The organism is Andreprevotia chitinilytica DSM 18519 (assembly GCF_000711875.1).
Taxonomy (GTDB): Bacteria; Pseudomonadota; Gammaproteobacteria; order Burkholderiales; family Chitinibacteraceae; genus Andreprevotia; species Andreprevotia chitinilytica.
In genome coordinates, this window is sequence record NZ_JONM01000008.1 from 194,860 (window position 1) to 208,682 (window position 13,823).

12 protein-coding genes are annotated in these 13,823 nt (G+C 60.7%); 1 reads left to right on the plus strand and 11 read right to left on the minus strand.

Going from position 1 to position 13,823, the window contains the following annotated elements; all coding sequences use genetic code 11:
- Nucleotides 1-27: 27 nt before the first annotated feature.
- The 7 genes from BR41_RS22980 to rpe form a co-directional block, all read right to left on the minus strand.
- Complete coding sequence (locus BR41_RS22980; RefSeq protein WP_051710849.1) at nt 28-453, minus strand: hypothetical protein; 426 nt, start codon at nt 451-453, stop codon at nt 28-30.
- The gene (locus tag BR41_RS12595) at nt 450-1,754 is read right to left on the minus strand and encodes a phosphatase PAP2/dual specificity phosphatase family protein (RefSeq protein WP_035056996.1); all 1,305 of its coding nucleotides are present in this window, start codon (nt 1,752-1,754) and stop codon (nt 450-452) included. Before BR41_RS12595 ends, BR41_RS22980 begins: the two co-directional genes overlap by 4 nt.
- On the minus strand, nt 1,751-3,499 hold the full coding sequence (locus BR41_RS12600) for a bifunctional alpha/beta hydrolase/class I SAM-dependent methyltransferase (RefSeq protein ID WP_035056998.1): 1,749 nt from the start codon (nt 3,497-3,499) through the stop codon (nt 1,751-1,753). The genes BR41_RS12595 and BR41_RS12600 overlap by 4 nt, the downstream gene beginning before the upstream one ends.
- Nucleotides 3,486-4,199 carry a lysophospholipid acyltransferase family protein gene (locus BR41_RS12605; protein WP_051710851.1) on the minus strand — a complete coding sequence of 238 codons (714 nt, stop codon included), beginning with the start codon at nt 4,197-4,199 and terminating at the stop codon, nt 3,486-3,488. Before BR41_RS12605 ends, BR41_RS12600 begins: the two co-directional genes overlap by 14 nt.
- The gene (locus BR41_RS12610) at nt 4,199-5,149 is read right to left on the minus strand and encodes a phosphatidate cytidylyltransferase (protein ID WP_051710854.1); all 951 of its coding nucleotides are present in this window, start codon (nt 5,147-5,149) and stop codon (nt 4,199-4,201) included. The genes BR41_RS12605 and BR41_RS12610 overlap by 1 nt, the downstream gene beginning before the upstream one ends.
- Nucleotides 5,146-5,745: a CDP-alcohol phosphatidyltransferase family protein gene (locus tag BR41_RS12615; protein ID WP_035057001.1), complete on the minus strand. Its 600-nt coding sequence runs from the start codon at nt 5,743-5,745 to the stop codon at nt 5,146-5,148. Before BR41_RS12615 ends, BR41_RS12610 begins: the two co-directional genes overlap by 4 nt.
- 151 nt (nt 5,746-5,896) lie before the next feature.
- A complete protein-coding gene (rpe, locus tag BR41_RS12620; RefSeq protein WP_035057003.1) occupies nt 5,897-6,580 on the minus strand; it encodes a ribulose-phosphate 3-epimerase in 684 nt (227 codons plus the stop codon).
- A gap of 158 nt (nt 6,581-6,738) precedes the next feature.
- On the opposite strand from rpe, the gene BR41_RS12625 reads away from it, so the two are divergent.
- Complete coding sequence (locus tag BR41_RS12625; protein WP_035057004.1) at nt 6,739-8,256, plus strand: DNA recombination protein RmuC; 1,518 nt, start codon at nt 6,739-6,741, stop codon at nt 8,254-8,256.
- A 185-nt stretch (nt 8,257-8,441) separates the two neighbouring features.
- Here the strand turns inward: BR41_RS12625 and ispH are convergent, their stop codons facing one another.
- The 4 genes from ispH to BR41_RS12645 form a co-directional block, all read right to left on the minus strand.
- On the minus strand, nt 8,442-9,392 hold the full coding sequence (gene ispH, locus BR41_RS12630; protein WP_245615876.1) for a 4-hydroxy-3-methylbut-2-enyl diphosphate reductase: 951 nt from the start codon (nt 9,390-9,392) through the stop codon (nt 8,442-8,444).
- Nucleotides 9,389-9,886: a signal peptidase II gene (gene lspA, locus BR41_RS12635; RefSeq protein WP_035057006.1), complete on the minus strand. Its 498-nt coding sequence runs from the start codon at nt 9,884-9,886 to the stop codon at nt 9,389-9,391. Before lspA ends, ispH begins: the two co-directional genes overlap by 4 nt.
- Nucleotides 9,879-12,749, minus strand: coding sequence for an isoleucine--tRNA ligase (gene ileS / locus BR41_RS12640; protein WP_035057009.1), 2,871 nt, complete (start codon nt 12,747-12,749; stop codon nt 9,879-9,881). Before ileS ends, lspA begins: the two co-directional genes overlap by 8 nt.
- Before the next feature lie 66 nt (nt 12,750-12,815).
- Nucleotides 12,816-13,760, minus strand: a complete 945-nt coding sequence (locus BR41_RS12645; RefSeq protein ID WP_245615878.1) for a bifunctional riboflavin kinase/FAD synthetase — start codon at nt 13,758-13,760, stop codon at nt 12,816-12,818.
- Between the last annotated feature and the right edge of the window lie 63 nt (nt 13,761-13,823).

The window sequence follows — 13,823 nt, forward strand, 5'->3', positions numbered from 1 at the left end:
CGCCATTTTACGTCAGCGGCTTTGCGCTTAGCGTGCGGCAGCCAGCGCGATGACGAATGCGGCCAATTGCAACGTCAGTACGATCAGAAAATACCGGATCAGGCGGCGTACGCCATGCCAGCGACTTGCCAAGGTACGCGCCGGCAATGCTGGTTTGCCGGTGAGTGCCTCCAACGCATGATCAAAGGCCACGCTGTCTGCGTTCTCGGCATAAAGCGCCACAAACAGCTGGCGATCAAAGTACAGCCGCGCGGCGTAGTACTGCGCGATCAGGCCCAGCAGGACGACGACCAGCGACAGCTCGCGGCTGAATTTGCTCGTCGGTGCAAACAACACCGCCAAACCTGCCAGCATCAACACGCCAAATGATAGCCACGCGAGCCGGCTGCAGGTTGCCAGCACCGCGATCAGCACGCCGCCAGCGCTGGGATGGACGAGTTGCTCGTCGCTCATGTGCGCGCCTCCGCCCAACCCCGTAGTACTGTCTTATGCCCCTCGTGCAGTACCACCCCGGCGCGAGCGGCACGGACACGACTGATTGCATGTTCCAGATCCGGCTCGCGCTTGCTGGCGACCAGCCATGCAGCGACGACTGTGGCGCTACGTGAGAGGCCGAGTGCGCAGTGCACCAGTACCGGGCCGGATTGCCGCAAGCGCTCCAGTTCGTTGACGGCACGTTCCAGCTCAGCGTGGGACGGCGGCACCAGATCAATCAGCGGGCAACTTCCATAAACCAAGCTTGCTGCGCTGCGTGGTAGTTCGGCAGTGAGGTCCAGCACGGCCGTCATTCCGGCCAATTCCGCCTTGCGCGGATAGTGCGAGATCACCACGTCTTCCGTCACCCGGCCCGGTGGCGCGAGCTGAGGTAAGTAGCGCCGATAGGACGGCCATGCACCCAGGCGATAGGGTGCGAGCAAGAGCACCGCCGAGAGCGTGCTGTGGCCGTCCGCATCTTTCTGGAATATCGCCGGGCCGAGGGCGAGGTAGCCAAGCGCTACCAACACTAGTGCCACCGCAGGCCAGAGCAGCAGCCAGCCCCAGCCTCCCAACGCCACAGCAATCAACAGGCAAGCCGCCGCGCCGACTAGATAGAGCGAACCGACTCGCCTTGCCTGTTGCGCATTGCCGGCTTGCCAGCGTTGCCAGCCGTGCGGTGGCATGGGCAAGGCATAACTGATCACCACGCCGACCGCCAAGCCGCTGACCACGTCGATGAAGTGGTGTTGCCACGTAGTCAGCACCGATACACCGATCAAGGCAAACCAACCGTGCACCAGCCACCGCCAGCGTGGCGAGGTATGTGCTGCATAGCGCAGCCACAGCAGCCACAACAAAGAGATATGCAGCGACGGTGCCTGGTTGTAGGGCAGATCGAAGCTGGTCAGCGATGCGAACAACGTGCCAAACACGCCGTGCGTTTCCGGTCGGATGAACGAGAACTTGAGCGGAAACAGCAAAAAACCCGCAACCGACACCAGCGTCGCCGTTGCCAGCCGTAGCGCATGGGTATTGAGTTCGCGTCGAGTCACACACAGGAACACCGAAGCCGCGTAGAAGAAGTCGATGCTCCAGTACGGCACGATGGTCCAAGGCAAGAACGGGATGTGTTGCTCCCAGCCAAAGGCGAGGCTGGCAACGTACGGCAGTTTCGCCGTGTGGTAATTGGCGAAGCCGTAACTGCCAAAGAAGAACGGCCCGAGGAAAACGAGCCAGAGGATGGCTGCCTTCCACGGACGGGGCGTTACCTCGCTCATGCCACGCGCTCAGCCAGTGACACGCTGAAAATGCCCCACTCATCGATGCGTTGCGTGAGCTTCTTGAAGCCAGCAGCTTCGACCAATGCATCCATCTCAGCTTGTGTGCGGCGGCGCATGATCCACGGTTGGCCGTCGCGATGGCTGGTCAGCGCACGGGCGATCAGCTCCAGCTGCGGGTGCCAAGGCTGATTGGTGTAGACGAGGTAGCCACCGACCGGTACCGCATCCGCCAGCCCCTTGAGCGAGGCGAGAATCGGCGCGTTGTCAGGGAATAGCTCATACAAGCCAGACACGATGGCGAGCGTCGGTTTCGGGTCGAGCGACGACAGACTATCGCGATCAAATGCATCGCCCTGCACAAAACGCGCCTTGTGCCCCAGGCCGCGTGCCTCGATCAACTTGCCGCCTTGTTCGACATTGATCGGGCTGTAATCGCGCAGCAGGATTTGCTCGGCTTCGGGGATCTGTTGCAACGCATCGAGCACATAGCGGCCGTGACCGGCGGCGATATCGACCACGCGGATCGGCTCGTTGCGCGCCTTGAGCTGGTCGGCAGCGCTGCCGATCAATTGCTCCAGATGCTGTTTGCGCTTGCGGATGCCGCGCCAGCCGATGCTGTCCAGATAAATCTTGTCGGTCAGTTTGCCCAGCGGCGTAATGCCTTCCACCTGATTGCGGTAGACATAATCGAGCGTGCTGCCCGAATCGAAGCCGGTTTTCAGGCCCAGTTTGATGCCGCTCGAGAGACTGCCGAAGGCACGCATATTGAGCTTGGTCAGCCCGAAGTAGACGCGTTTGGGCGATAGCGGCGACAACGGCTGTTGCAGCGAGCGATATTCCTCTGCGGTGTGGCCGTGGCGGTCGGCGGCAAGCAAATCGGGCTGGACGGCTTCGCTGGCGTACAGATGGTCGATAAAGGCGCGAATCTTGTCGAAGGCGAGGTGGCGATCTTTCTCGCCCAGCGTGTCGTGATAGAAGCCGTCGAGCACATGTTTTTCCTTCACCACGCTGCCCAGCCGGTCAAAGAATGCGTGCTGCGGGCCGTGATGCACCACCCAATCCGCACCGGAGATCAGCAATTGCGTTGGCACGGTGATGGCACCGGCATCAGCGACCACCCGTTCTGCAGCTTCATAGAGAGCCAGCAGGATGTGCGAGGCAATCGGGCGTGTGATCAGCGGATCGGCTTCATACGAGGCGATGCGCTCCGGGTCGTGGCTGAGGAACTTGGCTTTGACGTAGGAGTTGACGAAAAACTGGCCGCGTAATTTTTCCATCAGCGATAGACCTGGCCGTGCAAATGGCACGTACAGCTTGACCTTGAAGGCCGGCGAGGCGAGCACCATGCCGCGAATCTTCGGCGCGTAGTCATGCACCCAGGTCGAGACCAGCACTGCGCCAACGCTCTGCGCGATGACCACGATATTTTCAATTGGCACGCCGGAGACTTGTGCGGCGTGGCGGACGAATTCGTCCACATCGCGTACCGATGACCCAAGGCTGGGGCTGAACCCGCGTTGCCCCGGCGAGCGGCCGTGCCCGCGTGCATCCCAGGCGAACATCGGCACTTCCGGCATCGCCAGCTCATCGACGATGTGCTGCAAGCGGCCGGAATGCTCGTGGCCGCGATGGAACAGCACGATGGCCCGCTCGGGCTTGCCGTTGCCGGTTGCCGGCCAGTGGCGGCAAAACAGCTCGACGCCGTCGAAGGTCTGGAAAACGTGCTCTTCAGCTTGGCGCATGGTGTGTGTCTCCTTGATTGCCGTGCCCCGCTGCCTTGCGTCGCAAAGCGTGGAAACGGGCTTGCAGTTCGGTCTTGAAGTGGGTTTTGTCCTCGTGCCAGTCAATCGGGCGGTCAACGTGGACATCGACGAAAAAGGGCACCGGCACATGCTGGCCTTTGGCCATGGCGCGGCCAAGGCCGTACATGAACACCGGCACGATGGGAATGTCGGGATAACGGCGGGCGAGATACCACAAGCCCGATTTCAGTTCGGAGAGCTGCTCCGGCTCGCCACGCGTGCCTTCGGGAAACAGAATCAGGATATGCCCGGCCGCGAGTGCATCGTGGCAGCCGGCCAGCGGGTGGACCGATTTGCTCGCGCTGCCACGGATCACTGGAATGATGCCGACCACATGACTGGCGAACCACGCCAGCCAGCGATTGGTCAGGAAGTAATCCGCCGCCGCCGCTGGCCGCACATTCAGCACGCGCGAGAGCGGAAACAGGCTGTAGAGCGTAAGGATATCGAGATGGCTGTTGTGGTTGGCGACGATGATGGCCGGCCCGCGCAGGGGCAGCCGCTCGCGATGGCGCACGGTGAGCCCAAGCCACAGCAGCGTCACCGGATAAGCCACGCCTGCCACGAACAGCAGCCGTAACAACGTTTGCCACCAGCGCGTCGTGGTTGGAGATGCCTCGGGGTGCGGCGTATCCGTCATCAGTAATAGAGATAACGCAGGTAATGGAAAAACAGCGGGGCGGTGTAGGTGAGCGAATCGAGTCGGTCCAGAATGCCGCCGTGACCGGGCAGCAGGTCGCCGGTGTCCTTCACACCCAGATCGCGCTTCAGGCCAGACATCACCACGTCGCCAATGAAACCGGTTACACCGATCAATAGCCCCGCAGTTGCCGCATAGAGTGGCGACATCGGCGTGAGTACCGGGCCGAGCAGCCAGCCCAGCAGCGTGGTCGTGGCCGCGCCGCCGACAAAGCCGGCAATGGTCTTGTTCGGGCTGACCTTGGGAATGATCTTGGCCTTGCCGAGCGCTTTGCCCCACAGGTATTGCGCCACGTCGTTCAGCTGGGTGAGGGCGACCAGATACAGTACCAGCATCGGCCCGTTGCCCTTCATCGAACCGGTCGCATCAGTTGGCAGCACCAGTAAATAGGCCATGTGGGAGAGGCTGAACACCGTCGTCATCAAGCCCCAGTGCAAACTGCTGGCCGCATGCAGAAAGCCGCGTGTTTCGCCGATCAGCACCATGCGCATCGGCAGGAACAGGAAGATGTAGACCGGGATGAAGATGATGAACATCCCGTACCAGCCATCCCAGATCCAGAAGTATTGCACCGGGATCGCCAGATAAGCCCAGAACAGCGGCATGTGGTCTTCACGCCGTGTTGGCACCAACGTGAGGTATTCCTTGAAGGCGAGGAAGCTGACGAAGGAGAGCACCAGCAGCGAGACGGTGCGATTGACCGAGATCGCTAGCACGAACACCACCACGATCCACCACCAGGTGCGGATGCGTAGCTTGAGTTCCAGCCAGTTCTTGTGCGGATAGCGACGCGCCAGCAGCGCGATGGTGGTGCTGGCGAAGACCAGCAGGCAGAACACGGCGATTAAAGCGTATTCCAGCGCGCGGGGGGCTTGGGCCAGGAAGCTCATTGCGCTTCCGCCAGCGCAGCGCGGGCGCGGTTGAGGCAGGTCAGCAGCGAGAGGCCGGCCAGCAGCCAGAACAGCACCGCGCTCCACGCCAATGCTGCGGGGTAGTAGGCGATCAACAGCGCATAAGCGCCGATGACAAATGCGCGGTCGCTCTTGCCCAGTGGCCCGTTGTAACGGCGGCTGGCACCGATGGTCTGGCCAAGCGTGCCGGTGAATTCGGTCAAGCCAGCGAAGAGCACGAAGATCACGACCGGCGCGCCTTGTGCATCCGGCAGCAAGGCAAACGGCAGATAGAGCGCGGCATCCGAAATGACATCGCCCAATTCGTTCAGCAGCGCACCCAGCTTGGACTGTTGCTTGAATTCGCGTGCCAGCATGCCATCGATGGCGTTGAGCGCCATCCGTACGAACAGAAAGCCGGGCAACGCGAGAAAGTGAATTGGCAATGGCGAGAACGCCACCCATGCACCAAGAGCAATGGAGGCCAGCATGGCCAACAGGGTGACTTGATTGGCGGTAACGCCTGCGCGATGCAGAAAAGCCAGCAGGGGCCGGAGGAGCGATTGGAAGCGAGGTTTAAGGTCGTAGAGCGTCATGCAGCCAGTTTCTGAAGAGAATTGTCATTGCGGCGTTGTAATCGCGAATGGATTGTTCCCTTAAAATGCGTGACAAGCAAATTCGGCTGTGACAAACGACACAGCCGGCTATTTGCCGGCTGTGGGTGGGTGATGCGAGGAAGAGGGCGCGTTAAGCGGTCGCTGCTGCGATTTCGCTCTTCATCTGCCGGATGACCTCGGCGTAATCCGCATGGCCGAAGACCGCTGAGCCAGCCACGAAAGTATCCACGCCAGCGGCGGCGATCTCGCCGATGTTCTCTACCTTCACACCACCATCGATTTCCAGATGGATGTGGCGGCCGGTTTTGTCCTTGTACGCATCCAGCTTGGCGCGTGCGGCGCGGGCTTTGTCGAGGATGGCAGGGATGAATGATTGCCCGCCAAAGCCGGGGTTGACCGACATCAGCAGTACCATGTCGACCTTGTCTAGCACGTAATCCAGATAATCCAGCGGGGTGGCCGGGTTGAACACCAAGCCGGCCTGACAGCCATGATCGCGGATCAGGCCCAAGGTGCGGTCAACGTGATCCGAGGCTTCCGGATGGAAGGTGATGATGTTGGCGCCAGCGCGGACGAAGTTCGGCACGATGCGGTCGACCGGGCGCACCATCAGGTGCACGTCGATCGGCACGGTGGCGTAGGGCTTGATCGCTTCGCACACCATCGGGCCGATGGTCAGGTTGGGGACGTAATGGTTGTCCATCACATCGAAGTGGATCAGGTCGGCGCCAGCGGCGATGACCTTGGTCACTTCCTCGCCCAAGCGGGAAAAATCGGCTGAGAGAATGCTCGGGGCAATGCGGGGCTGCGTCATGGGGCCTCCTGATCTGTGAATGCGCTCATTCTAATTTAGGTTGCCATCACTGGTCGCGGTACGGATTGTCGCAGCTTGACCACGCGTTTTTGACTGCCGTGCTGGGCCAGCCAAGAGGCAGGCACTAGAATCACGGTCTGCACCCTGGAACCCTCGCTATGCTCGAATCGTTATTTGGAATTACCACTATCGTTGTTTTGCTGGCCGGCGCACTGGTGGCCGTGCGTTTGCAGCAACTGGCGCGCAGTCAGCACGCCGCGCTGGAGTTGCTGGGGCAGGAGCTGGAAGCGCGCCATCGCGAGATGTTGAATGATCTGCATCAAGGCTTGGCGCGGCAGAGCGAGGCCCAATTTGCCACGCTCACCCAGCAAGGCAATCTGCTCACGGATACCGTGACGCGTTCCGGCGAGCGGTTGCGTGACACCATGAACGAGAATTTCGAGCGCTTGCGTGAGGGGGTGAACCGCGAGCTGCAGGAAACGCGCGAGAGCATGAATCGCTTGCAGACGACCCAGACCGATTCGCTGGCAACGCTGCGCTTGGCGATGACCACCTCGCTCTCCGAAGGCCGTGAGCTGACATCGCAACAACTGGCCTCCATTTCGGAAGTGCTGCAAACCAAGCAGGATCAGTTGCGCGAGGACGTATTGGTGAAGCTGGGCCAGATGCTGGCCGAGCAATCACAGCGGCAGATGGAGCAAGTCCAGAGCATGCTCACCAACAGCACGCAGCAACTGACGCAATCGGTGGGCGAGCTGACCAAGACAGCCGATGGCCGTCTGGCGGAGATTTCCGGCAAGGTGACCGAGCGGCTGGATGAAGGTTTCAAGAAGACCAACGAAACCTTCGCCAACGTGATGGCCCGTTTGGCGACCATCGACGAGGCGCAGAAGAAGATCGATGGCCTGACGACCAACGTCGTCAGCTTGCAGGAGCTGCTGGGCGACAAGCGCAGCCGTGGCGCGTTTGGCGAAGTGCAGTTGGAACATCTGGTGCGCAACGTCTTGCCGGCGCAGGTGTACGAACTACAGGCGACGCTCTCCAACGGTACACGTGCCGATTGCCTGCTCAAGCTGCCGGAGCCGACCGGTATGGTCGCCGTCGATGCCAAGTTCCCGCTGGAGAACTACCACCGCATGTTCGAAGCCGGCATCGATCGCGCCATGGCATCCCGCGCGTTCAAGATCGATGTGAAGAAGCATATCGACGATATTTCGAGCAAATACATCATCCCGAACGAAACGGCCGATGGCGCGGTGATGTTCGTACCGGCCGAAGCGGTCTTCGCCGAGATCCACGCCTATCACCCCGATCTGGTGCAGCACGCCATGGTGCGGCGGGTCTGGATTGTCTCCCCGACCACGCTGATGGCCGTGCTCAACACGGCGCGGGCGGTGATCAAGGACGTGGAAACCCGCAAGCAAGTCCACATCATCAAGGAGGCACTGGGCCGGCTGTCGCAGGAGTTTGGCCGCTTCGACGACCGGATGAAGAAGCTCGCCATGCATATCCGTCAGGCGAACGACGATGTGCAGCAGGTGAGCATCACCAGCGAGAAGATTTCACGCCGCTTTATCGAGATCGAGCAGGTGCAGCTGGAGGGGGACGCAGCAGCCTCGCCTGTAGCGGTGCCGTTGGCGGATGGGCCGGATGATTTCGCTGAGGCGGTGATTTAAGGGTTGGATACAGCTGGCTGGCCACATCCTGTAGGAGCGAGCTTGCTCGCGATGACCACATTGAATAATCCAACATTGCTATCGCGAGCAAGCTCGCTCCTACAAAACCTTTGCTGCAAAAAAACACCGCCTTCTGAATGGAGGCGGTGTTTTTTCTTAAAAAAACGGCATTCGCCGCAAAACCGTTAGGCAAGGCCCTTCGGCAGCGAGAACACGATATTTTCCTCAATGCCTTCCATCGGCGAAACCGACTCGGCACCGAATTCCTTCACCTTCGCGATCACTTGTTGCACCAACACATCCGGTGCGGAGGCGCCGGCCGTGACGCCGACCCGCACCTTGCCGTTGAACCACGCCGGGTTCAACTCGGTTTCGTTGTCGACCATGTAGGAGTCGATGCCGAGATTGGCGCCGACTTCACGCAGGCGGTTGGAGTTCGAGCTGTTGGGCGAGCCGACCACGATCAATACGTCCACTTCGCGGGCCAGCTGCTTCACGGCATCCTGGCGGTTCTGCGTGGCGTAGCAGATGTCGTCTTTCTTCGGCCCGACGATGTGTGGGAAGCGGGCACGGAGTGCGTCGATGACCACTTGGGCATCGTCGACCGACAGCGTGGTCTGGGTCACGAAGGCCAGCTTCTCGACATCGGCCACGTCGAGCGCGGCGACGTCGGCCACATCCTCGACCAGATACATGCCGCCTTGTGCCTGGCCCATGGTGCCTTCGACTTCCGGATGGCCTTTGTGGCCGATCATGATGATCTCGAAGCTTTGCTCGCGCAGGCGCTTCACTTCCAGATGCACTTTGGTGACCAGCGGGCAGGTGGCATCGAAGATGTTCAGCCCGCGCTCGGCTGCCTCGGCACGCACCGCTTGGGATACGCCGTGGGCGGAGAAGATCAACGTGTTGCCGGCCGGCACATCGGTCAGCTCTTCGACAAAGATCGCACCCTTGGTTTTCAGGTCTTCGATCACGAACTTGTTGTGTACGACTTCGTGGCGGACATAGATCGGCGCGCCGTATTTCTCCAGCGCCTTCTCGACGATGGCAATCGCACGATCCACGCCGGCGCAAAAGCCGCGCGGCTGCGCCAGGATGATCTGCATGTTCTTGGCGGGGCTTTTCGAAGTGGTCATGCCTGTTCCTTTTTCTTGCCGCGGAAGCTATCCAGCACCAAGAGCGCAGCACCGATGCAAATGGCTGAATCGGCGATGTTGAATGAAGGGTAGTGCCTGATGCCGTAGTAAATATCGATGAAATCGATCACGTGACCGAACGCCACGCGGTCGATGACATTGCCCAGCGCCCCGCCCATGATCAGCGCCAGCGCCAGCGAAAGCCGCGTTTCGCCATAGTGTTTGCGCAGCACGTTGATGATAAAGACGCTGACTGCGAGTGCCAGCACAGTGAAGAAGTGCCGCTGCCAGCCGCCAGCATCTGCCAGGAAGGAAAACGCTGCACCGGGGTTATAGGCCAGGGTCAGGTTGAAAAAGCCGGGGATGACGGGCTTGATCTCGCCATAAATGAACGCAGCTTCAATGGCCTGTTTGCTGGCCTGATCCAGCACGATGACCAGCAAGGCCACGCCAATCCACAGCCAGAAGCGTTTATTCAGTAACGACTCAGGCATGAACGCGTGCCTCACCGTGACCGAACAGGTTGCCGTGGCAACGGGCGCACAAGCCAGGGTGATCGGCATTGCTGCCGACGCTGGCGGTGTAATGCCAGCAGCGCTCGCACTTGGCCTCGGTGGAAGGCGAAACCTTGATCGCCGTCTCGCCGCCTTGGGCAAGGATCGCCTTGGAGGTGATGAACACGAACTTCAGTTCATCGCCAAGGGCTGCCAACGCGCTGTACAACTCGCCATTGGCTTCAAGGGCGACTTCCGCTTGCAGGCTGGAGCCCAGCTTGCCGTCAGCACGCTGCACTTCGATTTCCTTCAGCACGTCAGCACGCAAGGCCCGCACTTGGGCGAACTGTGCGGACAGGGCATCGGCACCCTCGACGGCCGGAACCGCGTACCAAGTCGCCAGCTGGATGTTGTCTTCCAGTGAGCTATCCGCCGCCTTCAACACATCCCACACTTCATGCGCGGTGAAGGAGAGGATCGGCGCCAGCAGGCGAGCGAGTGTCTGCGTGATGTGCCACAGCGCGGTCTGCGCGGAACGACGGATCGCGGAATCGGCCCCGGTGGTGTAGAGGCGATCCTTGATGATGTCGAGGTAGAACGAACCCAGCTCTTCCGAGCAATAGCGGTGGATTTCCTGCACGGCCGAGTGGAATTCATAGCGGCCGTACAACTCGGTGACGCGGGACTGGAACGCGGCTAGTTCGACCAGGGCATAACGATCCAACGTCAGCAGCTCATTGGCCGGTAACACCTGCGTGGCGTTGAAGTCCGAGATATTCGCCAGCAAAAAGCGCAGGGTGTTGCGCACGCGGCGATAAGCATCAGTAGTGCGCTTGAGAATCTCCTGGCTCAGCGACATTTCGCCGGAGTAATCGGCGCTCGCCACCCACAGGCGCAGCATGTCCGCGCCCAGCGTGTTGAAGATTTCCTGCGGTTCGATGCCGTTGCCTTGCGACTTGGACATCTTGTGGCCCTTCTCATCGACGGTGAAACCGTGGGTGAGCAGCTGCTTGTACGGCGCACGGCCTTCGCTGGCGCAGCCGGTGAGCAGGGACGACTGGAACCAGCCGCGATGCTGATCGGAGCCTTCCAGATACAAGTCCGCAGGCCATGCGAGTTCTTCGCGTTGCTTGAGCACGGCGAAGTGCGTCGAGCCGGAATCGAACCAGACGTCGAGCGTGTCTTTCAGCTTTTCATAAGTCTTGGCTTCATCGCCGAGGATTTCGGCTGCATCGAGCTTGAACCAAGCCTCGATGCCTTCCTTTTCGATGCGTTGTGCGACTTGTTCCAGCAGCTCGCCCGAGCGCGGATGCAGGTCGCCGGTTTCCTTGTGCACGAAGAAGGTCATCGGCACGCCCCAGTTACGCTGGCGCGAGATACACCAGTCCGGGCGGTTGCCGATCATGGATTCCAGACGGGCACGGCCCCAGGCCGGGAAGAATTCGGTGTCTTCAACCGCTTGGTTGGCGATGGCGCGCAGCGTGCTGCCGGCCACTTCCTTTTCCATCGCGATGAACCATTGGGCGGTGGCGCGGAAGATGATCGGTGTCTTGTGCCGCCAGCAATGCGGGTAGCTGTGTTCCAGCTTCTTGTTGGCCAGCAGTGCGCCAGTCTCGCCCAATTGGGCGATCACCAGCGGATTGGCTTCCCAGACGGTCTTGCCGGCAAACAGCGGCGTGGTCGAGATGAAGCGGCCGTCGTTGCCGACCGGGTTTTCGACCGGAAGCTTGTACTTGAGGCCGACCAGATAATCGTCCAGACCATGCGCAGGGGCAGTGTGGACGAGGCCGGTGCCGGCTTCGATGGTGACGTGCTCGCCGAGGATGATCGGCACTTGGCGGTCGTAGAACGGATGCTGCAGCTGCAGGCCTTCCAGCGCCGCGCCATGCGCTTGGGCGATGACTTCGTTGGCATCGAGGTCGTAGCGTTGCAACGCGGATTCAGCCAGATCGCGGGCCAGGATCAGCAGGCCTTTCTCGGTTGCGATCAAGTCGTAGATCAGTTCGGCATGGACGGTGACGGCTTGATTGGCTGGCAGCGTCCACGGGGTCGTGGTCCAGATGACGGCGAAGGCTGACTGGTCGCCGACGTTGACGCCACCGAAGGCCTTCGAGAGCGCCGCGGTATCGACCACCCGGAAACCGACGTCGATCGCCGGCGAGACTTTGTCTTCGTATTCGACTTCGGCTTCAGCCAGCGCCGAGCCGCAATCGACGCACCAATGCACCGGCTTCTGGCCTTTCACCATGTAGCCGTTGGCGTTGATCTTGCCGAGCGTGCGCACGATGTCCGCTTCGGTCTTGAAGTCCATGGTGCGATATGGGTTTTCCCAATCGCCGATGATGCCAAGGCGGATGAAATCCTTTTTCTGGATTTCCACTTGTTTGGCGGCGTAGTCGCGGCACAGCTCACGGATAAAGGCAGGCGTGAGTTCCAGCGACTTGGCATCCAGACCGTTGGCCTTGCGGTATTCGACCATGCGCGCATGGATGTCCGGGTTGGCCTTCACCGCCTTGCTGTCGCCCTTGGCGATCTTTTCGATCTGGTGCTCGATCGGCAGGCCGTGGCAATCCCAGCCCGGTACATACGGGGCATCGAAGCCGGCGAGGCTTTTCGATTTGACGATGATGTCTTTCAGGATCTTGTTGACCGCGTGGCCGAGGTGAATCTCGCCGTTCGCATAGGGCGGGCCGTCATGCAGGATGAATTTCGGGCGGTTTTGTTCTTTCGACTTGGCGCGCAGCTTCTTGTACAGCTGCTGGTCCTGCCATTGCTTAAGAAAACCCGGTTCGCGCTTGGCGAGATCGCCGCGCATCGGGAACGGCGTGTCGAGCAGATTGACGGGGTATTTGTTGTCAGCCATGGGGCACTCAGGTTAAGACTTTGAATATGTTGGGATTATGTCAGAAGTGGGGTCAGGCGCTGCACTTCACAATGGCGCTCTGGCGGCAAACCAGGCTCGGGCGTCGTCGCAATCCTTGCCAATCTGCGTAATCAGCTCGGGCAGGCCGGCGAACTTGGCTTCGTCGCGCAACTTGTGCAGAAAGTCGATGCGCAGATGGTGGCGATAGATTTGCCGGTTGAAATCGAACAGGTGCACTTCCAGCACCGGCGCGGCGCCAGCGCCTTTCACTGTTGGGCGAACTCCCAGGCTGGCGACGCCATGAATGGGTTGTTCCAGGCCATGTGCTTCGACCACGTAAATGCCGAGCATCGGCGGGCGGTTATGCCGCAGGCGGATATTGGCGGTAGGGAAGCCCAGCTCGCGGCCGAGTTTGTCGCCATCGACCACTTGGCCGGAAATCGAATACGGGCGGCCGAGCAGTTGTGTGGCGTGTTCCATATCGCCATCCGCCAATGCGCGGCGGACAGCCGTCGAGGAAATGCGCAGCTCACGCAGAGCAACGGTGGGCAGGCTGGCGGCTTCGAAACAGGAGGATTGCGACAGCAGCTTGAAATCGCCGGCCCGCTTGGCGCCAAAGCAGAAATCGTCGCCCACCAACACATAGCGGGCGTTCAACTGCTTGGCGACGACTTCATCGCGGAAGGTGAGGGCATCGATGCCGGCAAAGCCGCGGTTGAAGCGCTGCACGATCAGGTAGTCGATGCCTTCGGACGCCAGCCGCTCGATTTTCTCGCGCAGGCTGGTAAGGCGGGTTGGGGCGGTATCCGGGGTGAACAGCTCGCGCGGGTGCGGTTCAAATGTCAGCACCGCTGTTTTCAGGCCACGTGCGGCGGCTGCGGCGCGTAATTCGGCCAACATGGCGCGGTGGCCGAGGTGCAGGCCATCGAAATTGCCGATGGTGAGTGCGGTAGGGGGAAGTTGGGCGGCGTGAACGCCGCGGACGATGCGCATCCGTTTGGTTGCCAGCATTGACGCGTTCAAAACACGCGATTTTACCGGCTGGGTGGGGTTTTGTCAGAGGCTGTTTGCATC